We start from the raw sequence: 19,195 nt of genomic DNA, 5'->3' as shown, positions 1-19,195 counted from the left end.
CGCCGCACCGGTTATGCATTCTGTTTCGACGCGGCTGCCGGGTTTCTACGGCAGCCGTTTTTGTGTCGCCGGCGTCGCGCGACATTGCCGTTTTCCTTGGACAAGCCCCGTCGCCCATGCGTTTTCAAGCCGCCCTGTTGTTCCTGCTGATCGCGAGTGCCGCCTGCTGGTCAGACAATGCCCGCGCGACGGTCGCCATGCTGCAACCGGCCCGTGTGGCCGCGGCGAACGAGCCGCTGCAAGTCACCCTGCTCTATTCCGCCGACGACGCCAAACCGCTCACGGTCAGCGTCCCGCCGACGCTGCACGTCACGCTGAGCGCGGCCGAACAGTCGCCGCAGCCGCTCGATCTGCAGCGCGAGCCGGGCGTGCCGGACACGCTGCATCTGCTGCCCGGCCAGTTTCGCAAGGTGCGCTTCGCCGCGCCGTGGCCGCAATACGCGCGTGGCGAGGTGCGGATCGATCCGGTGGGTTTCGATGCGTCGCCGGCGCTCGTGGCTATCAATCGCGGGCCGCGGCAGGACGCGATCGCCCAGGCTGAGCGCTCGGAAAGCCACGCCAGCAAGCCGGCGCAGGCCGCCGCGACCGCCGCGCTGGTGGACGGTCCGACCGGCGACGCGATGTCGCCGCCGGGCGATTCGCTGGCTACTACCGGACGCGGCGTGCTGTCGCACGTGTCCTACTACGAGCCGATGTACTTTGCCGCCGGCCACAACGGCGACACCAACGCACGGCTGCAACTGAGCTTCAAATACCGGCTCCGCATCCCCGACGATCTGCGCTCGAAGGCCTTCACCGACAACCTGTACTTCGCCTACACGCAGACCTCGATCTGGGACCTGTCGGCCGATTCGCGGCCGTTCCGCGACACGACCTATTCGCCGCAACTGTTCTACTACCTGCCGGACACCGGCTGGCGCAGTGCGTGGTTCAGCCGCATGGGATTCGCGGCGGGCTTCGCGCATGAATCGAACGGCAAGGCCGGCGCCGACTCGCGCAGCATCAACCTGCCCTTCATCCGGCCGACGTGGGAATTCGGCGATCTGACGGCCAACCATCTGACGGTGTCGCCGCGCTTCTACTACTACCTCGGCACCAGCAACAACCCCGATATCGCCGACTACCGCGGCTACGTGGACCTGCTGATCAAATACGGCAGCCCGGACGGTTGGCAACTCGCCACCACGCTGCGCAAAGGCACCAAGCACTGGTACGGCAGCATCGATTCGCAATTCACCTACCCGCTCGCGAAACTGCTGGGCAGCGCATGGGGCGGTTATCTGTGGGTGGGGTATTTCAACGGCTACGGCGAGGATTTGCTGGACTACAACAATCGCCAGCACTGGATGGCACGGATCGGCTACAGCATCGCGCGCTGAGGTTCAGCGGCGTGCCGCCGCGCCTTGCCGCGGCGGCACGGCGGATGCTGCCAGGCGCACATGAACTGCGGCCACGCGGTCTGGCTCGGCGAGTCGCGAGCCGCGCATCGGTTAACATAGCGACACTTCGCTTTTCCGCTCAAGGTTTCCGATGGCTTCGAATCTCCATGCTCTTCCCGACAGCCCTTGCATCGGCGTCTGTTCCACGCTCTTCGACGACGTCTGCAAAGGCTGCGGCCGCACCGCCACGGAAGTCTCCAACTGGGTGTTCCTGAGCGACGAGGAAAAACGCGCGGTATGGGTGCGCATCGAGCAGGAAGGCACCGCCATGCGGTTCAGGAACGACAAGCTGTAGGCTGCCGCGTCAGCGTGACGTCGCGCGTTCGCGGCAATCGTTCACGGCAATAGCTCCCGGCGAGAATCAGAAGCGCATCCCGACACCCAGCCCCACCACCACCGGATCGATATTCAAGCGTCCGAGCGACTGACCGCCGAGCGACGCGTCCGTGTGCATCCAGATCTTCTTGATGTCGGCATTGACGAACAGCGTCTTCGTCACCTGCACGTCAACGCCGGCCTGCAGCGCCGGGCCAAAGCTGTGATTGCTGACCGAAATCGGTGCCGCGCCGGCATGCAGGCCGTCGTTATAGAACAGCGTGTAGTTGATACCCGCGCCGACATACGGCCGGATCTTGCCCGCGTGGTTGAAGTGGTACTGCAGAAGCAGCGTAGGCGGCAAGACATTCACGCCGCCCAGGTTGCCGAGGCTCGACGTCAACTGATGCCGCGAGGTGCCGAGAATCAGTTCGACGCCGAGGTAGTCGCGGATCATGTAGGTGAAATCCAGCTCCGGCACGATCGCGTTGTTGACGCCCACGTCGAGCGCCTTCAGCGACTGGTTCGTGCCCACGTTCGGCATGATGCTGATGGCGCGCAGACGCACCAGCACGTCGCCTGCGTGAATGCCGGTCATGTCGTCGTTGCCGGCGGCCTGCGCCTGCGTGGCCACGACGCTTGCGCCGAGCAGGCTCGCCGCGATCGCGACGGCCCGGATTGTGTTTCTGTGTGAGCCCTTCATCTGCTTCCCCGAATGTTGTTTGCGTGCGGGGATTGTCGAAGTTCTCGCTGCAAAACACGTTGATACGCATCAACCGAGCGAAAACGCCCATCGCCCTGCGACAGCCGGTCGCGTTGCGCCGGTCAGCAGTAGCTCGATCAGATCGTGGACGCTGCGAATCGCCGTGCCGAACGGCAACGCTTCGCGGCCGCGAAAGAACAGACCGTTAGCCACGTCGCCGCGCAATGCCGCCGCGAGTCGCGTGTCGATGCAGAAGTGGCCGAACTTCTCGATTCCGTCGCGCCAGCCGCATGCACCGAGGCATTCGAGCGCGGTCGGACAGGCGTGTTTAAGCGCACCGACGCGCTCGCGGATCTTGCTCTCGTGACGTAGATAACGCATCAGCCACGGGGTTTTCACCGCGCGCGCGGGCAGTCCCGTCACGCTGACGAATTCGACGATGTCGTCGGGCGTCGCTTCCGCAAGCACGCGCTTGAAATTCGGATGCGCGTCGCCTTCCTCGGTGACGGCAAACGGTGTGCCGAGCTGCACGCCGCTCGCGCCCGCGTTCAGCAGTTCGCGCACGGCCTCATGGCTATTGATGCCGCCCGCGAGAATCAGCGGCACGTCACGACGTTGCAAACCGAGCGACGCGAAGACCGTGTCGAGTTCGTCGAGAATGCGGTGGAAATCGAAGCGCGGATCGTGCAGGTCGGCCACGTTGTTGACGCCGAGATGGCCTCCCGCATGCGCCGGATGTTCGATCACCACGGCGTCGGGCAAGCGGCCCTTCTTCATCCACTTCTTGAGGATCAGCGCGACGCCGCGGCTGTCGGACAGAATCGGGATCAGCGCAATGTCGTGGCCTTGCGTCATGTCGGGCAGATCGAGCGGCAGGCCCGCGCCCATCACGATTGCGTCGGCGCCGTTTTCGCAGGCGGTGCGCACGTAGTCGGCTTGCGCGCTGACCGCTTTCATCACGTTCACGGCGATCATGCCGAGGCCTTGGCTGAGCGCCCTGGCGGCGTGGATTTCGCGGGCCAGCGCGGTGAGGTTGGCCTGTTCGAGCGTGGCGCGGTCGGGCGACTGGCGGCACTGTTCGACCAGATCGCGATGATGATGCCGCAGGTCGATACTGGCGATGGTGCCTAGCGCGCCTTCACGCGCGACGCTGCCGGCCAGCCGATGCGCGGAGATGCCGACGCCCATGCCGCCCTGCACGATCGGCAGTAGCGAGCGGCCACGAAGGTTGAGCGGTGGAAATGCGTGGGAGGTGAACATGACGGGCCCGATGGCGGATGGTCGAACTGGCGATCATCGACGGTGCGGGCCGGGGGGCGTTGTTTCAGGTCAAGGTGTGGGGGCACGGCGTGGCATTGCGGCGGGGTTTGTTGATACGGGTCAGGCCTGGGCGGGATTGCGTGACGCGCGCCGCATAAAAAAACCCGCTTCTTCGAAGAAGAAGCGGGTTTTGCCTGGCGGAGCGAGGCCGCGCCGATAAGGCTTACTGCACGCCCTGGCTCACCAGGAAGTCTTCATAATTGCCACCGAAGTCGTTCAACGTAGCATCCGTCTTCACTTCGATAATCCGGTTCGCCAACCCGCTCACGAACTCGCGGTCGTGCGAGACGAAAATCAGCGTGCCTTCGAACTTATCCAGCGCGATCTGCAGCGACTCGATCGATTCCATGTCCATGTGGTTGGTCGGCTCGTCCATCAGCAGCACGTTGTGGCGGCCCAGCATCAGCTTGCCCCAGATCATGCGGCCCTTCTCGCCGCCCGACAGCACCTTCACCGACTTGCGGATGTCGTCGGCATTGAACAGCAGCCGGCCGAGCGTGCCGCGCACCATCTGCTCGTCGTCGCCTTCCTGACGATAGCCGTCGATCCAGTCCATCAACGTGACGTCGTCCGGAAACTCTTCGTACGTGTCTTGCGGCATGTAGCCGATGTTCGCGTTTTCCGCCCACTTCACCGTGCCGTGATCGAGCGACAGTTTGCCGAGCAGCGAGCGCAGCAGCGTGGTCTTGCCCGCGCCGTTCTCGCCGATGATCGCGATACGTTCGCCCGGCTGCACGCTGACGCTGAAGTCGTTGAAAATGGTGCGCTCGTATTTCTTCGAGATCTTCTCCGCCACCACCGCGATGTTATGCAGCTTCTTTTCGTACTCGAAGCGAATGAACGGATTCTGCCGCGACGACGGCTTGAATTCCTCGATCTTGATCTTGTCGATCATCTTCAGGCGGCTGGTGGCCTGACGCGCCTTCGACTTGTTCGCCGAGAAGCGGCGCACGAAGTCCTGCAAATCGGCAACGCGTTCCTTCGCCTTGGCGTTGGCGTTCTGCTGACGCTCGCGCGCCTGCGTGCTGGCCAGCATGTAGTCGTCGTAATTGCCCGGATAGACCTTCAGCGTGCCGAAGTCCATGTCGGCCATGTGCGTGCAGACCTGATTCAGAAAGTGACGATCGTGCGAGATGATAATCATCGTCGAGTTGTACTGGTTGAGCACGTCTTCCAGCCAACGGATCGAGTTGATGTCCAGGTTGTTAGTCGGCTCGTCCAGCAGCAGCACGTCAGGCTTCGAGAACAGCGCCTGCGCGAGCAGCACGCGCAGCTTCCAGCCCGGCGCCACGTTGCTCATCGGACCGTTGTGGTCCTCGATCGCGATGCCGATGCCCAGCAGCAGTTCGCCCGCGCGCGCTTCAGCCGTGTAGCCGTCGTACTCGGCGAACTTCGCTTCGAGTTCGGCCGCGTGCATGTAGTCGTCGTCGGTCGCATCGGGGTTCGCGTAGATCGCGTCGCGCTCGGTCATGGCGGCCCACATTTCGGCGTGGCCCATCATCACGACGTCGAGCACGCGTACGTCTTCGTACGCGAACTGGTCCTGGCGCAATTTACCGAGGCGAATGTTGGGCTCGAGCATCACGTTGCCGGAGCTCGGTTCCAGGTCGGAACCCAGAATCTTCATGAAGGTCGATTTACCGCAGCCGTTCGCACCAATCAGGCCATAGCGGTTCCCTCCCCCGAATTTGACCGAGATATTCTCGAAGAGGGGCTTTGGCCCGAATTGCATGGTGATATTGGCGGTAGACAGCACGGCGCGTCCCTTTGAATGTGATATCGGCGAAAAACCCAATATTTTAGCAGGTTATCGCGAATGCAACCCGCACGCGCGCCGCGTTACTGGCGCGGGACGCCGCGCGGCGTCTGCAAAACGTCGATGAACGCCGACAGATCCGCCTCGCCGAGGCCCATCGCCGCGCCCAGCCGTAGCAATTGCTGAACCGTCGACGACACCGGCATCGGCGTGCCGGTCTCGTAGGCGGTGGCGGCCACCGTGTCGATATCTTTCTGAAAGGTCCGGAACGCGCCGATCGGCGCGAGGCCGCTTTGCGTCATGCGCGGCACGAAAATGCGCAGCAGCACGGAGTCGGCCCAGCCGCCGGCGAGGCCTTCGGTCAGCTTCGCGGCGTCGATGCCGCTGCGTTGCGCGAGGCTCACGGCTTCGGCGATCGCCGCAAGCGTGGCCGTGACGATGGTTTGATTGCACAGCTTGGTGGTCTGGCCCGCGCCGACCTCGCCCATGTGGGTCACGCGGGCGGCATACGCGCAGAGCAACGGTTTGACGGCTTCTACGTCGGCCTCGGCGCCGCCGGCCATGATGGCCAGCGTGCCGGCGTTCGCGCCAGCCACGCCGCCGGAGACGGGGGCGTCGATCCAGCCGATGCGTGGTGCGCTGGTGCGCTCGTGGGGCGCCTGAGTCGACGTGGGCGTCGCCGGAGCATCGCCGGCCGCGCTTGATGACGCGGCCGCCACCGCGCTCTCGCGAGTCGCCTCACCCGCCGCGCGCTGCGCGAATACGCGCGTCGCGGCCGGCGGAATGCTGGAGTGGTCGACGATCCAGCGCACGCGGCTCGGAGCACTGGCATCACCGCCGCTCAGCAGACCGGCCGCACCGAACACCGTCTCCTCCACCGCCGCCGCATCCGCGACACACAACAGCACCGCTTCACAGCGCGCCGCCAGTTCGCGTGGCGTGTCGACCACCTTCGCGCCATCCGCGATCAACGCTTCGGCCTTGGCCCGCGTGCGATTCCAGACATGCACGGTATGCCCCGCGCGCAGCAGATGCCGGATCATCGGCGCGCCCATCAGACCGGGACCGCAAAAACCAATTTCCACGTTCGAACCTCGTTGGCTGTCGGATTGAGTTGCGCGGACATGATAACGGCCGCGCGAAGCCGCCGGATATCGGGCACGCGATGTGCGTTATGACTCGCTCATGCGGGCCGACGCGAGTCCGAGCGAACGCGAACAGGGCCGCGCGAACGACATGCGGCGCCTGACCCGTTGCCTATACTTTTTGAACACCAACGAAGCGCGAAAGGAGGCAGTCCATGTCCGAACACGTCTACAAGCAGATCGAACTGACCGGTTCATCGACCCAATCGATCGACGACGCCATTAGCACCGCGATCGCCAAAGCGTCGAAGACGCTTCGTCATCTGCACTGGTTCGAAGTCACGGAAACGCGGGGCCAGATCGAGAACGACAAGGTCGCCTACTGGCAGGTGACCATCAAGGTGGGTTTGCGCATCGATTGAGAGGCGCGCGCGGTGCGCTGGTCTAAAGCCGCCGTCAGGCCTGAGGCCCGCGAATAATCCGAAGCAAAAAAAGCTGCGTCCATGGTGGACGCAGCGCCTTAAAGCAGCGGTTGCTGAGACCGCCGCCTGGTCGATCGTCATGCCTTAAAAGCGCGTTGAAGCGCAGCTTACTTCGGCAGCGTGCCGTCCACGCCTTCCACATACCAGTTCAGGCGTTGCAATTCCGGATCGGCCAGCGTCTTCCCCGCCGGCACCTTGACCGCGCCCGATTGATCCTTGATCGGCCCCGTGAACACGTCCCACTTGCCGCCCGCCAGTTCGTCGCGCTTAGCCGCGACCTGCTTCTGCGCATCAGCCGAAATCACGCCGGTATTCAGATCCTCCAGATTGACGGCCTTCTGCGGAATGCCCCACCACACCGGATCGTTCTTCCACTTGCCGTCCAGCACCTGCTGGATCGCCGCGTTGTAGTACACCCCCCAGTGCGCGACCACCGAGCCGAGATGCGCGTCGGGACCGAACTTCTTCATGTCCGAATCCCAGCCGAACGCATGCACGTGCTTTTCCGATGCGGTCGCGAGCGTCGCGCTCGAATCGGTGTTTTGCAGCAGCACGTCGGCGCCCTGACCGATCAGCGTTTCAGCCGCCTGCTTTTCCTTGCCCGGATCGAACCAGCTGTTGATCCAGATCACCTTGGTATGCACCTTCGGATTCACCGAGCGCGCACCGAGCGTGTACGCGTTGATGTTGCGGATCACTTCCGGAATCGGCACCGACGCGACGAAGCCGAGCGTGTTGGTCTTCGTCACATAGCCCGCCGCGACACCCGCCAGATACGCGCCCTGGTACATGCGCACGTCGTAGGTGCCGAAGTTCGGCGCCTTCTTGTAGCCGGTCGCGTGCAGGAACACCGTGTCCGGGAAATCCTTCGCGACCTTCAGCTCGAAGTCCTGATAGCCGAAGCTCGAGCCGATGATGATCTTGTTGCCCTTGTTCGCGAGATCGCGGAACACGCGCTCGGAGTCGGCCGACTCGGGCACGTTCTCGATGCGGGTGATCTTGATCTTGTTGCCGAACTTCGCTTCCGCTTCCTTCGAGCCCTGGTCGTGCGCGTAGGTCCAACCGGCATCGCCCGGATTGCCGAGGTAGACGAACGCGACGCCCGGTGCATCGGCGGCCTGCGCGGTTTGCGCGAGCGGCGCGGCGAGCGCCAGCGAGGCCGCGCCCCACGCGAAGGCGGTCAGCAGATTTCTTCTCTTCATGTTTTCTCCTGTCGTGTTTATCGAATGATCTGGAAACGGATGGTCGAAACCTGGTCGGTCAGCCTGCCGAGAAAAACGGTTTACCCAGCGACGCGGGTGCATTCAGCCGGATCGTGTTCGGATTACGCGAAATCAGCACCAGCACGACGACGGTCGCGACGTACGGCAGCATCGCGAGAAACTGCGTGGGCACCGGCACGCCGATCGCCTGCGCGTAGAACTGCAGTCCCGTCACGGCGCCGAACAGCAGCGCGCCGATCAGCAGACGCCCGGGGCGCCACGTCGCGAACACGACCAGCGCGAGCGCGATCCAGCCGCGTCCCGAGGTGAGGTTTTCCTGCCACAGATGCAGATTGACGATCGAGTAATAGCCGCCCGCCAGCCCGGCCATGCCGCCGCCGAACGCCACCGCACCGTAGCGCACGCCGACCACCGGAAAGCCGACCGAATGCGCCACCTGCGGCGATTCGCCGACCGAGCGCAGCACGAGACCCGCGCGCGTGCGGTACAGGAACCAGCCGATCGCCGCGAACATCAGGAACGCGAGGTAATCGAGCGGCGTGAGGCTGAACAGCGCGGGGCCGAGCACCGGAATCTTCGAGAGACCCGGAATGGTCCACGTGTCGATGGTCGCGCGCACCGCCGCCGACGTGTACGGCTTGCCGACATACGCCGACAGGCCGATGCCGAAGATCGTCAGCGACAGGCCGGTGGCAACCTGATTGGCCAGCATGGTGAGCGTGAGGAAGGCGAACAGCAGCGACATGGCGAGCCCGGCGCCGATCGCGGCGAGCACGCCGAGCCACGGGTTGCCGGTGATCGCGGTGACCGCGTAGCCGCTGACGGCGCCCATCAGCATCATGCCTTCCACACCGAGGTTGAGAACGCCGGACTTCTCGGCGACGAGTTCGCCCGCGCCCGCGAACATCAGCGGAATCGCGGCGGTGACGGCGCTCGAAGTGAGCGCGCTGGCTTGGTTGATATCCATGGCAATCCGGCGGGAATCGGTGAGCGAATCAGTGAACTTGCGCGGCCAGGGTTCGGCGGCGCACACGGTAGTTCACGAACAGGTCGGCGCCCAGCAGGCAGAACAGCAACAGCCCCTGGAATACGCCGGAGAGCGCCTGCGGCAATTGCATCGAGGTCTGCACAGCCTCCCCGCCGAGATACAGCAAGGCCATCAGCAGACTCGCGAGCACGATGCCGACCGGATGCAGCCGTCCGACGAACACCACGATGATCGCGGTGAAGCCGTAGCCTGGCGACCACGTCGCCTGAAGCTGGCCGATCGGACCGGCGATCTCGCCCATACCGGCCAGACCCGCGAGACCGCCGCTAATCAGCAGCGAGGTCCAGATGGTTTTCTTGTCGGAGAAACCGGCATAGCGCGCGGCGAGCGGCGCGAGACCGCCGACGTTCATCCGGTAGCCCGCGAAGCTCTTGCGCATGAACAGCCACACGAGCGGAATCGCGGCCAGCGTGACGAATACCGACGCATTCAGGCGCGTGCCGCGCAGCCATTTCCAGTGCCAATCACCGGAGAAGGTCGGATACAGCGCGTCGCCGCTGAACATTTCCGACAGTGGAAAATTCATCCCCTGCGGATCGCGCCAGGGACCACTGACCAGATAAATCAGCAGTTGCGTGGCGACATACGTGAGCATCAGGCTGACGAGAATCTCGTTGGTGTTGAAGCGGCTTTTCAGCAGCGCGGGAATCGCCGCCCACGCCATGCCGCCCAACACACCGGCGATCATCATGGTCGGCAGAATCCACCAGCCGGTCGCCTGATCGAAATAGATCGCGACGCCGCTCGCGGCAATCCCGCCGAGCAGCATCTGCCCTTCGGCGCCGATGTTCCACACATTGGCGCGATAGCCGATCGCGAGACCCAGGCCGATCAGGCACAACGGCGAGGCCTTCAGCAGCAGTTCCGACCAGCCGTTCACGCTGGACAGCGGCTCGATGAAAAACGCGTGCATGGCGTCGAGCGGGTCGCGGCCGACGAGGCTGAAGATCAGAAAGCCGATCGCGAGCGTGAGCAACGCGGCGATCAGCGGTACGGCGAGCTGCATCGTGCGCGAGGGTGTCGTGCGAGCTTCGAGTCGATACGGAAGAATCATGGCTAGCGTGTGGTGGTCGTTCAGGTTCTGGTTTTATGGTGCGGACTCGTTGGCGTGAGCGTTGGCGACGCCCTTTCGCTCAGGCATGCGCCGGCTGTTCCGCCGACGGCGCCGCGCCCTCGCGGCCGCCGAACAGGCCCGCCATCCAGCGGCCGATTTCCTCGGCATTGGTCGCGCCGGTGGCGCGCACCGGCGAGAGCCGGCCGCCCGCGAGCACCGCGATGCGGTCGCAGATATCGAACAACTCCTCCAGTTCCTCCGAGATCACCAGAATCGCCACGCCGCGTGCCGACAGATCGAGCAGCTGCTGACGAATGAACGCCGCCGCGCCGACGTCGACGCCCCAGGTAGGTTGCGCGACCACCAGCACCTTGGGCGCCTGCAAAATCTCACGACCCATGATGTACTTTTGCAGATTGCCGCCCGACAAACTCTGCGCGAGCGCTTCGACGCCGCCGCAACGCACGTCGAACGCGTCGATGCAGCGCTTCGCGAACGCGCGCATCGCGCCGGCGTTGATCCAGCCCGACTTCACCATCTGCTGCCGATGCGCGGTGAGCAGCGCGTTTTCCGACAGCGTCATGGCCGGCACCGCGCCGCGGCCCAGCCGCTCTTCCGGCACGAATCCGAAACCGAGCGCGCGCCGCCCGCCCGCCCCGAGGCGTCCGGCCGCTTTACCGCAAATCGTCACCGCGTCGGCGCGCACGCCCCGCTTTTCGCCCGACAGCGCCGACAACAATTCCGCCTGACCATTGCCCGACACCCCCGCGATGCCGAAGATCTCGCCGGCATGCACACCGAACGACACGTTATCGAGCGAGGTGCCGAACGGGTCGTCGCTCTCCACCGACAGCGCCTTCACGTCGAGCAGCACCGGACCCGGATTGTGTTCACGCCGCGTGTAGTCGGGCAGCGAATGCCCCACCATCAACTGTGCGAGCGACGCATGCGTTTCGCCCTTCGGCTTCACATGTCCCGTCACGCGGCCGCCGCGCATCACCGTGGCGGTGTCGCACAGCTCCTGGATTTCGTCGAGCTTGTGGCTGATATAGAGGATGCTGCAACCTTCGGCCGCGAGACGCCTGAGCGTGGTGAACAGCTTGCGGACCGCTTGCGGCGTGAGCACTGAAGTCGGTTCGTCCATGATCAGCAGACGCGGGTTCTGCAGCAGACAACGCACGATCTCGACGCGTTGCCGCTCGCCCACCGTCAGGCTATGCACGTGACGCTGCGGATCGATGTCGAGGCCGTAGTCGGCGGAGACTTCGCGAATCCGTTTGGAGAGCGTCTTCAGATCGAAGGGTTCGTCTAACGCGAGCGCGATGTTTTCGCCGACCGTGAGCGTCTCGAACAGCGAAAAATGCTGGAACACCATGCCTATGCCGAGCTTGCGCGCCGCCGCGGGACTCGCGATCTCGACCGCCTGGCCCTCCCAGCGAATCTCGCCGGCATCAGGCCGCACCGCGCCGTAGATGATTTTCATCAGCGTGCTTTTGCCGGCGCCGTTTTCGCCGAGCACGGCATGGATTTCACCCGGCGCGACGATCAACGTGACGTCGTCGTTAGCTCGCACGGCCGGATATTGTTTGGTGATGCCTTGAAGCATCAACCGGGGCGCCGCCTGTTCCGGCCTGGTTGCCGGCTGCGCGGCGGCGCCGTCGCTATAAAAAGAGTCGCTCATGTGATTCCGTAGTACGTCAGTGACCGCCGGTTACAGCGCGGGCCGCCGCCTTGCCGGCAGACGATCCGTCACCTTAACCGGATGACAATACCTAATTCGACTCACTCAGTCGAGCCATCAAAATTCCCCGCAAACCCGCGCCGCTGCGCGATCTGCGGGTATCCCTCCCTTGACGTGAACTCGAGTTCATATTAAAACGCATATACCCCCACGCCCGTACGATCAGCCAGAACATATATTTCGGAGAAGTCATGAGTCAGCAACGCGAGGCGATCGATACGTATCTTTTACGCGTCTTGCACACCCTGTTGATGGAGCGCAGCGTGACGCGCGCGGCCGTCAAACTGAATCAATCGCAACCCGCGATCAGCGCGGCGCTGCGCCGTTTGCGCGACATCACCGGCGACCCGCTGCTGGTGCGCGGTAAATCCGGCATGGTGCCGACCGAATACGGTCTGCGACTGCTCGAACCGGTGCAGAACGCGCTGCGCGAAATCGAACGCATCAAGTTCCAGCAGCACAACTTCGATCCGGCAACCTCGATCCGCTGTTACCGGATCGGCTGCCCGGACTACCTGAACGTGCTGTTCGTGCCGACGGTGGTCGAGCGCTTCCGTCAGGCGGCGCCGAACGCGACGCTCGAGTTTCATTCGCTTGGGCCCGCTTTCGACTACGAGCTCGCACTCGAAGACGGCAAACTCGACATCGTGGTCGGCAACTGGCCGGAGCCGCCGGAGCAACTGCACCTGTCGAATCTGTTCGTCGATCAGATCGTCTGCCTGATGAGCAACACGCATCCGTTCGCCAAACGCGGCGGGTTGACGCTCGACCAGTACCTGAATGCACCGCATCTTGCGCCGACTCCGTATTCGGTGGGCCAACGCGGCGCGATCGACGTGCACCTCGCACGCGAGCGGCTCAAGCGTCATGTGGTCGTGACCCTGCCGTACTTCAATCTGGCGCCGTACGTGCTGATCAAATCCGATCTGATCTTCACGACGACGCGCCTGTTTGCGGATTACTACGCCAAGTTCCTGCCGCTCACCGTGGTGCCCGCGCCGCTCGATTTCCCGCCGATGCAGTACTACCAGCTGTGGCACGAGCGCGTGCATTATTCCGACGAAGTGCGCTGGTTGCGCAGTCTGGTCGCCGAAGCGACCAGGACCTTGATCGACAAGCCTTAAAGTGTTGTCTGGCGGGTTATCGGCGGCCGCTCAATGGCGGCCTCCGGCAACCTCGCCTGGTTCGGCTCTTATGCCGCTGCCTCGTACAACGTCTTCGCCAGCCGGTTGTGCTGCTCGATGACCGGCCCGAGTTCCAGCGTCGCCAACTGCCCGTCCTTCACCACCACCCTGCCGCCGATCACGCTATAGCTCACCTGCGAAGGCGCGCAGAACACCAGCGCCGCGACCGGGTCATGCAAGGCACCGGCAAACAGCGGCTGCTTCAGATCGAACGACACGAAGTCCGCCGCCATGCCCGGCGCCAACGCGCCGATGTCGTCGCGATTGAGCACTTTCGCGCCGCCCAGCGTGGCGATTTCCAGCGCTTCGCGCGCGGTCATCGCGTCCGGTCCGAAGCCGACCCGCTGCAACAGCAACGCCTGACGCACTTCCGCGATCATCTGCGCGCCGTCGTTCGACGCCGAACCATCGACGCCCAACCCCACCGGCACGCCTGCGAGACGCATCCGCTTGATCGGCGCGATGCCCGACGCGAGCCGCATGTTCGAGCACGGGCAATGCGCGACGCCGGTGCCGGTGCGGGCGAACAGTTCGATACCTGCCTCGTCGAGTTGCACGCAGTGCGCGTGCCATACGTCGTGGCCGACCCAACCGAGATCTTCCGCATACTCCGCCGGCGTCATACCGAACTTCTCGCGGCTATACGCGATGTCGTTGACGTTCTCCGCCAGGTGCGTATGCAGCGACACGCCATACTGACGCGCCATGACGGCCGATTCGCGCATCAGATCGCGGCTCACCGAGAACGGCGAGCACGGCGCCACCACCACGCGCAGCATCGCGTAACGCCCTTCGTCGTGATACGTCTCGATCAGGCGCTGCGTGTCCTTCAGAATGTCTGCTTCACGTTCGACCACCGAATCGGGCGGCAGACCGCCGTCCTTCTGCCCGACGCTCATGCTGCCGCGCGCCGCGTGAAAACGCATGCCGATCCGGCGCGCCGCGGCGATGCTGTCGTCGAGACGGCTGCCGTTCGGGTAGATATACAAATGGTCGCTCGACGTCGTGCAACCGGACAGCAGCAGCTCGGCCATGGCCGTCAGCGTCGAAACTTCGATCATCTCCGGCGTGAGGTTCGCCCACACCTTGTAGAGGTTGGTCAGCCAGCCGAACAGCTCGGCGTTCTGCGCGGCGGGAATCGCGCGCGTCAGGCTCTGATACATGTGATGGTGCGTGTTCACGAGCCCCGGGATCACCAGATGCCCACGCATGTCCAGCACTTCGTCGGCCGCTTGCGGCAACTCCGCCGTCGGTCCGACCGCGACGATGCGGTTGTCCTCGATATACAGGCCGCCGTCGCGCAGTTCGCGCCGGGCGCCGTCCATCGTGACCAGCACGTCCGCGTGCTTCACCAGCATCGTTTTCTTCGGCTTGCCAGCCGTCTGTTCCATCGTCATTCGTTTCTCCGCTTTAATGCTTCCGTGCAAAGTCGTCCGAACGCGATGTGACGGCACGCTACCGTGCCGTCGCGTCCCGTCGAACGCCGTTGGCCCGGTTACCCAGCGTATTACGCCGTCTTCGGGGTGTCCCCCAAGGGGACTTCTTTCAGGGCGTGTGCCGCGCTCGAACCGCCTCGGCTCATGCTTGTTGCAGCGCACGGGTGTAACCTTCGACGGCCAAAATAATGCTGACAACTCGCGCCATAGCGATACCCAAGTTCAGGCTGTCGATATAGTGGGCCTTTTTTGGCCCCGGTACGATCGGAACGACCGGCAACAGTCGAACGAATCGACTCGCCGTGGCTTTCAGCAGGCTGTCTGTCATGCGCCAGGTATTATCTTTCCTATCTCGGACGCGCTGAGCGGAACAACCTTTTTACAATGGCTGCCACGGCGCTCGCTTCAATTCGCCGACGGGTATGTAGCCACTGACGTGGAGCCTCGATCCGCCGCAAACGTATCTGGATCGGGCTGCCGCCGAAACCTCGCATTCACATAAGGAAAATTGCGAATGGGAAAGCTCACTACCCATGTGCTCGACACCGCGAACGGCCGTCCCGGCGCGGGCATCAAGGTCGAACTCTTCGCGCTCTCAGGCGACACCCGCCGCGCGCTCAAAACCACCACCACCAATGACGACGGTCGTTGCGACCAGCCGCTGCTCGAAGGCGAAGCGCTAGTCGCGGGCGAATACGAACTCGTGTTCGGCGCCGGCGACTATTTCGCGTCGATCGGCACGAAAGTGCCGGAGCCGCGTTTCGTCGATCGTGTCGTGCTGCGCTTCGGCGTGGCCGATGCCGGTGCGCACTATCACGTGCCGCTGCTGGTGTCGCCGTGGTCGTACAGCACGTATCGGGGCAGCTAAGGCACGTCTGCCGCGAGATCCGGAGGAGACCCGGTCGAGTTCGCGCCCAGACGTTCACGCTCGATTGCATTGCGCAGATGCCTGCACGGTTCTCACCGCAAGCACCCGCGAAACGCAATCGAAAAACGCCGACGGCTCGACCGGCCTGATCCGATCCGACACGAAGACACATTAAAAACGACGCTGTGCGAACTGAGCGCATCGCGTCTTTCACCCCGCAGTCTGCGCAGTGACGTCATCTCCGCCAGCAACCCGATAGCCGGGTTCCCGAAGGCACCCGTCGTCGTTGCGCGTACAACGAATCAGAAGTGGAGGAGTTCATGGAAGGATTTATCACCGACTGGTTGAATCTGGCGATTCGCTGGTTCCACGTCATCGCCGCGATTGCATGGATCGGCGAGTCGTTCTATTTCGTCGCGCTCGACAACAGCCTGAAACCGCCAACCGATCCGAACCAGCGTAAGCGCGGTGTGTTCGGCGAACTGTGGCACGTGCATGGCGGCGGCTTCTACAACATGCAGAAGTACACCGTCGCACCGCCGGAAATGCCGGAAGATCTGCACTGGTCGAAGTGGCCGTCGTACACGACGTGGCTGTCGGGCTTCGGTCTGTTCACCGTGCTATATCTGTTCTCGCCGTCCACGTATCTGATCGACAAGAACGTGATGGACATGGGCCCGGTGGTCGCCGTGGCGTCGGCGCTCGGCTTCCTCGCCGCCGGCTGGATCGTTTACGACTCGCTGTGCCGCATTCTGGGCAATAAAGACAAGGTGCTCGGCATCTGCGTCGGCGTATACGTGCTGATCGCCGCATGGCTGGCCTGCCACATCTTCGCGGGCCGCGCGGCGTACCTGATCATGGGTGCGATGCTGGCGACGATCATGTCGGCGAACGTGTTCTTCGTGATCATTCCGGGTCAGCGCAAGATGGTCGACGCGATGCTCAAGGGTGACACGCCGAACCCGATCTACGGCAAGCGCGGCAAGCAGCGTTCGGTGCACAACACGTATTTCACGTTGCCGGTGGTGTTCGCGATGCTGTCGAACCACTACGCGATGACGTACACGCATCCGTACAACTGGGCCGTGCTGCTGATCATCATGCTGGCCGGTGCGCTGATTCGCCAGTTCTTCGTGATGCGTCACCGTGGCCAGGTGCTGTGGTATCTGCCGCTGGTCGGCATCGTGCTGATGTTCTGCGCCCTCTTCTGGACCATGCCGAAGCCGGTCGTGCCGCAAGCGCAAGCCGCGAACGCGCCGACGGTGAAGGTGGCCGACATCGCGCCGGTGCTGCAACAACGCTGCGTGGCGTGCCACTCCGCGCATCCGACGATGATGGGCAGCGCGCCCGCTGGCGTGCTGCTGGATACGCCGGATGAAATCTCGCAGAACGCACAGCGGATTTATCAGCAGGCGGTGACGTTGAAGGCGATGCCGCTCGGCAACGTCACGCACATGACCGACGACGAGCGGATGAAGATCGCCGCATGGTTCGAAGGCGGCGCAGCGAAGTAACCGGTTTGGCCGGGCTTTGCGCCCGATATGCAGTTGTATTGTTGTATTGTTGTATTGTTGTATTGTTGTATTGCTGGACAGGAAGCGGGCTTTTCGCGTGAGCGGAAAGCCCGCTTTTTTGTTTTGGTCGGCTAAGGGCGTCTTTGAAACGCTGGAGGCGCATACAAAAAATGCGCCCCCAGGCGCTACAAAAACTGGATATCGATCGAGTTTGTAGCCCGTACGTCATGAAAGCAGCCGCTAGCAGCAGGAACTGCCGCATCGTATGGATTTTCCGCACCGGAGCCGGCGCAACGCGCGCGCGATGTAATTGCGCGTTCGCTGCTTCTCGATGAGCCCTACCGGGGGACAGGAACACGGCAATGAGTCACGGCGCGTCGCTCCGCACTTTCCCCCGCCCATGCAAAAAGCCCACGGCATACACCGTGGGCTTTCTTTCACATCGACCAGCTTGTCACGACATTAGGCGATACTCAAACCGCCACCGCGCTCAACGCATCTTCCGTGAGCCACAGCGATTCGGCCAGATCCTGCTCATTGAGGTTAAGCCCGTCTCCACCGCGATCGACCACGATAAAGTCGCTCACGTCGCCCAAAGCGATCAGCGGATGGTGCCATACGCCCTTCGCATAGTTGACGCCCTGCCAGCCGCTCGTCACGAACGCGCGAATCGCCGACTCGTCCAACTCGCCCGCCGGCGCCACCACGACCAGATACGGCTTGTCGTTGAGCGGCACGAATGCCTGGCTGCCCAGCGGATGACGTTCGAGCATCTTCACTTCGAACGGCAGCGTGCGCGGTTGCCCGCGAAACAGGTTCACAAGCGTGCGGCCGTTCTCGTCGGTGACGTCCACGTTCGCGAGATCGTGAAAGCGGATCGTCGTACCGAGGTTGATCGGAATCTGCTTCGCGCCTTCGAGTTCGATCACGTCGCCGAACGCGGCGAACGCTTCTTTCGTCAAGGGTTCGATCGCGAGCGTTTTCATGATGCGAGCGTGCCCCACAGACGCAGACGCGAGACACCGCCGTCCGGAATGATGTTGAAGCGCACGTGCGTCACCGGACCCAGCGCCGCGATTTCGCTTTCGAAGTAATGCTGGTTATCCATCTTCAGCTTCTGTTCGCCCAGCAGCACCGGCCAGAACATGGCTTGCGTGATCAGCGAGCTGTCGGTGCCGCCCGTCACGTACGCCGCCTGGATCGAGCAGCGATCCGGATAGTTGCCCTTGAAGTGCGCCGTGTCGACTTCGATCTTCTTGATGACGCCCGGTTGCGCCAGCGCGACGATCGCCCAGTCGTTGCCCGGCTCGCGACGGCGACGCGTTTCCCAGCCGTCGCCCATGTTCACGCCACGGCCCGGCATCAGGATCGTGGAGGCAGCGCCGAAGTGCTGGTTATTGGCCGCGACCAGGTATGCACCATTTTCCATTGCAGCCAGGTCGAACTGATCGGTGCGGCTCGCGCCGGCCCAATCCACTTGCGGCTGACCGTACACCCGCAGACGCGCGATACCGCCGTCCGGATAGATGTTCACGCGCAAATGCGTGTACGCGTTCGTGTCGCTGACTTCGTGATAGTGGTGGCTGTTGCCCTGCAACGAGGTCGACGGAACGATTTCGGTCCATTGAGTGGACTGGTTCGGCACGCCGTCCACCACGCGCGCGGCTTCCACCGAAGCGGCCGGCGGGAAGTTGCCGGTGAAGTGGCTGGTGTCGAGGTCGAGACCCTTGATGACGCCCGGACGCGCCAGCTTCACGACGCACCAGTCGTAGCCGTTGGCGCGCTTGCGGCGCGTTTCCCAGCCGTCCATCCACTTGCCGTGGTCGTCGTACTTACCCGGAATGAAAACGGCCGGCTCCGGATTCAGCATGCGTTCCTTCGGTGCGAAGAAATCGTCGCTAGTCTCGAGCGCCTGTGCGCCCAGACGCGGGTCCGCCAGATTCACATAACGGCGCGTGAATTCCGGTGCATTGGGGTCGAGAATCGGGAGTGCCATCTTTGTCTTCCTTAATGTTTGTTAGTGCTGA

At 63.4% G+C, this 19,195-nt stretch carries 18 protein-coding genes; 6 read left to right on the top strand and 12 right to left on the bottom strand.

Going from position 1 to position 19,195, the window contains the following annotated elements; all coding sequences use genetic code 11:
- Positions 1–116 precede the first annotated feature (116 nt).
- Both B0G83_RS28180 and B0G83_RS28175 read left to right on the top strand, forming a co-directional pair.
- Positions 117–1,379 (top strand): phospholipase A, encoded by a 1,263-nt coding sequence (locus B0G83_RS28180; protein ID WP_105510675.1) that lies wholly within the window; start codon positions 117–119, stop codon positions 1,377–1,379.
- Positions 1,380–1,530: 151 nt separating this feature from the next.
- A complete protein-coding gene (locus tag B0G83_RS28175; protein ID WP_105510674.1) occupies positions 1,531–1,734 on the top strand; it encodes a DUF1289 domain-containing protein in 204 nt (67 codons plus the stop codon).
- Between the two features lie 66 nt (positions 1,735–1,800).
- On the opposite strand, the gene B0G83_RS28170 is transcribed toward B0G83_RS28175, so the two are convergent.
- The 4 genes from B0G83_RS28170 to B0G83_RS28155 form a co-directional block, all read right to left on the bottom strand.
- The gene (locus tag B0G83_RS28170) at positions 1,801–2,457 is read right to left on the bottom strand and encodes an OmpW family protein (RefSeq protein WP_105510673.1); all 657 of its coding nucleotides are present in this window, start codon (positions 2,455–2,457) and stop codon (positions 1,801–1,803) included.
- A gap of 69 nt (positions 2,458–2,526) precedes the next feature.
- On the bottom strand, positions 2,527–3,717 hold the full coding sequence (locus tag B0G83_RS28165) for a nitronate monooxygenase family protein (protein WP_105510672.1): 1,191 nt from the start codon (positions 3,715–3,717) through the stop codon (positions 2,527–2,529).
- Positions 3,718–3,940: 223 nt separating this feature from the next.
- Positions 3,941–5,533: an ABC-F family ATPase gene (locus B0G83_RS28160; protein ID WP_105510671.1), complete on the bottom strand. Its 1,593-nt coding sequence runs from the start codon at positions 5,531–5,533 to the stop codon at positions 3,941–3,943.
- Positions 5,534–5,616: 83 nt separating this feature from the next.
- Positions 5,617–6,618 (bottom strand): NAD(P)-dependent oxidoreductase, encoded by a 1,002-nt coding sequence (locus B0G83_RS28155; RefSeq protein WP_105510670.1) that lies wholly within the window; start codon positions 6,616–6,618, stop codon positions 5,617–5,619.
- Positions 6,619–6,833: 215 nt separating this feature from the next.
- Here B0G83_RS28155 and B0G83_RS28150 point away from each other — a divergent pair, with 215 nt between their 5' ends.
- Positions 6,834–7,040, top strand: a complete 207-nt coding sequence (locus B0G83_RS28150; protein ID WP_105510669.1) for a dodecin — start codon at positions 6,834–6,836, stop codon at positions 7,038–7,040.
- Between the two features lie 167 nt (positions 7,041–7,207).
- On the opposite strand, the gene B0G83_RS28145 is transcribed toward B0G83_RS28150, so the two are convergent.
- From B0G83_RS28145 to B0G83_RS28130, 4 genes are all read right to left on the bottom strand, one after another.
- Positions 7,208–8,302, bottom strand: a complete 1,095-nt coding sequence (locus tag B0G83_RS28145) for a BMP family ABC transporter substrate-binding protein (protein ID WP_105510668.1) — start codon at positions 8,300–8,302, stop codon at positions 7,208–7,210.
- 58 nt (positions 8,303–8,360) lie between these two features.
- On the bottom strand, positions 8,361–9,290 hold the full coding sequence (locus B0G83_RS28140) for an ABC transporter permease (protein WP_105510667.1): 930 nt from the start codon (positions 9,288–9,290) through the stop codon (positions 8,361–8,363).
- Between the two features lie 28 nt (positions 9,291–9,318).
- Positions 9,319–10,425 carry an ABC transporter permease gene (locus B0G83_RS28135; RefSeq protein WP_105510666.1) on the bottom strand — a complete coding sequence of 369 codons (1,107 nt, stop codon included), beginning with the start codon at positions 10,423–10,425 and terminating at the stop codon, positions 9,319–9,321.
- Between the two features lie 79 nt (positions 10,426–10,504).
- Positions 10,505–12,106 carry an ABC transporter ATP-binding protein gene (locus B0G83_RS28130; RefSeq protein WP_105510665.1) on the bottom strand — a complete coding sequence of 534 codons (1,602 nt, stop codon included), beginning with the start codon at positions 12,104–12,106 and terminating at the stop codon, positions 10,505–10,507.
- Between the two features lie 251 nt (positions 12,107–12,357).
- Between B0G83_RS28130 and B0G83_RS28125 the strand changes: the two genes are divergently transcribed.
- Complete coding sequence (locus B0G83_RS28125; protein ID WP_006051768.1) at positions 12,358–13,290, top strand: LysR substrate-binding domain-containing protein; 933 nt, start codon at positions 12,358–12,360, stop codon at positions 13,288–13,290.
- 68 nt (positions 13,291–13,358) lie between these two features.
- Here the strand turns inward: B0G83_RS28125 and B0G83_RS28120 are convergent, their stop codons facing one another.
- Both B0G83_RS28120 and B0G83_RS38295 read right to left on the bottom strand, forming a co-directional pair.
- Positions 13,359–14,747 carry an 8-oxoguanine deaminase gene (locus B0G83_RS28120; protein WP_105510664.1) on the bottom strand — a complete coding sequence of 463 codons (1,389 nt, stop codon included), beginning with the start codon at positions 14,745–14,747 and terminating at the stop codon, positions 13,359–13,361.
- A gap of 181 nt (positions 14,748–14,928) precedes the next feature.
- Positions 14,929–15,114 (bottom strand): hypothetical protein, encoded by a 186-nt coding sequence (locus tag B0G83_RS38295; RefSeq protein ID WP_146120307.1) that lies wholly within the window; start codon positions 15,112–15,114, stop codon positions 14,929–14,931.
- Between the two features lie 186 nt (positions 15,115–15,300).
- Here B0G83_RS38295 and uraH point away from each other — a divergent pair, with 186 nt between their 5' ends.
- The gene (uraH, locus tag B0G83_RS28115) at positions 15,301–15,654 is read left to right on the top strand and encodes a hydroxyisourate hydrolase (RefSeq protein ID WP_105510663.1); all 354 of its coding nucleotides are present in this window, start codon (positions 15,301–15,303) and stop codon (positions 15,652–15,654) included.
- 320 nt (positions 15,655–15,974) lie between these two features.
- Complete coding sequence (locus B0G83_RS28110; protein WP_105510662.1) at positions 15,975–17,168, top strand: urate hydroxylase PuuD; 1,194 nt, start codon at positions 15,975–15,977, stop codon at positions 17,166–17,168.
- A 473-nt stretch (positions 17,169–17,641) separates the two neighbouring features.
- Here B0G83_RS28110 and B0G83_RS28105 read toward each other — a convergent pair whose 3' ends face one another.
- Complete coding sequence (locus B0G83_RS28105; RefSeq protein ID WP_105510661.1) at positions 17,642–18,154, bottom strand: ureidoglycolate lyase; 513 nt, start codon at positions 18,152–18,154, stop codon at positions 17,642–17,644.
- Positions 18,151–19,164 carry an allantoicase gene (alc, locus tag B0G83_RS28100; protein WP_105510660.1) on the bottom strand — a complete coding sequence of 338 codons (1,014 nt, stop codon included), beginning with the start codon at positions 19,162–19,164 and terminating at the stop codon, positions 18,151–18,153. Before alc ends, B0G83_RS28105 begins: the two co-directional genes overlap by 4 nt.
- Between the last annotated feature and the right edge of the window lie 31 nt (positions 19,165–19,195).

The sequence above is a fragment of the Paraburkholderia sp. BL21I4N1 genome, from assembly GCF_002973525.1.
In the GTDB taxonomy this organism is placed as follows: domain Bacteria; phylum Pseudomonadota; class Gammaproteobacteria; order Burkholderiales; family Burkholderiaceae; genus Paraburkholderia.
This window is presented reverse-complemented; position numbering and strand designations above follow the sequence as displayed.

Excerpts from the sequence above, each read along its gene's own strand:
- B0G83_RS28180 (WP_105510675.1), top strand. The coding sequence starts at position 117 with ATGCGTTTTCAAGCCGCCCTGTTGTTCCTGCTGATCGCGAGTGCCGCC.
- B0G83_RS28175 (WP_105510674.1), top strand. The coding sequence starts at position 1,531 with ATGGCTTCGAATCTCCATGCTCTTCCCGACAGCCCTTGCATCGGCGTC.
- B0G83_RS28170 (WP_105510673.1), bottom strand. The coding sequence starts at position 2,457 with ATGAAGGGCTCACACAGAAACACAATCCGGGCCGTCGCGATCGCGGCG.
- B0G83_RS28165 (WP_105510672.1), bottom strand. The coding sequence starts at position 3,717 with ATGTTCACCTCCCACGCATTTCCACCGCTCAACCTTCGTGGCCGCTCG.
- B0G83_RS28150 (WP_105510669.1), top strand. The coding sequence starts at position 6,834 with ATGTCCGAACACGTCTACAAGCAGATCGAACTGACCGGTTCATCGACC.
- B0G83_RS28145 (WP_105510668.1), bottom strand. The coding sequence starts at position 8,302 with ATGAAGAGAAGAAATCTGCTGACCGCCTTCGCGTGGGGCGCGGCCTCG.
- B0G83_RS28140 (WP_105510667.1), bottom strand. The coding sequence starts at position 9,290 with ATGGATATCAACCAAGCCAGCGCGCTCACTTCGAGCGCCGTCACCGCC.
- B0G83_RS28135 (WP_105510666.1), bottom strand. The coding sequence starts at position 10,425 with ATGATTCTTCCGTATCGACTCGAAGCTCGCACGACACCCTCGCGCACG.
- B0G83_RS28130 (WP_105510665.1), bottom strand. The coding sequence starts at position 12,106 with ATGAGCGACTCTTTTTATAGCGACGGCGCCGCCGCGCAGCCGGCAACC.
- B0G83_RS28125 (WP_006051768.1), top strand. The coding sequence starts at position 12,358 with ATGAGTCAGCAACGCGAGGCGATCGATACGTATCTTTTACGCGTCTTG.
- B0G83_RS28120 (WP_105510664.1), bottom strand. The coding sequence starts at position 14,747 with ATGACGATGGAACAGACGGCTGGCAAGCCGAAGAAAACGATGCTGGTG.
- B0G83_RS38295 (WP_146120307.1), bottom strand. The coding sequence starts at position 15,114 with ATGACAGACAGCCTGCTGAAAGCCACGGCGAGTCGATTCGTTCGACTG.
- uraH (WP_105510663.1), top strand. The coding sequence starts at position 15,301 with ATGGGAAAGCTCACTACCCATGTGCTCGACACCGCGAACGGCCGTCCC.
- B0G83_RS28110 (WP_105510662.1), top strand. The coding sequence starts at position 15,975 with ATGGAAGGATTTATCACCGACTGGTTGAATCTGGCGATTCGCTGGTTC.
- B0G83_RS28105 (WP_105510661.1), bottom strand. The coding sequence starts at position 18,154 with ATGAAAACGCTCGCGATCGAACCCTTGACGAAAGAAGCGTTCGCCGCG.
- alc (WP_105510660.1), bottom strand. The coding sequence starts at position 19,164 with ATGGCACTCCCGATTCTCGACCCCAATGCACCGGAATTCACGCGCCGT.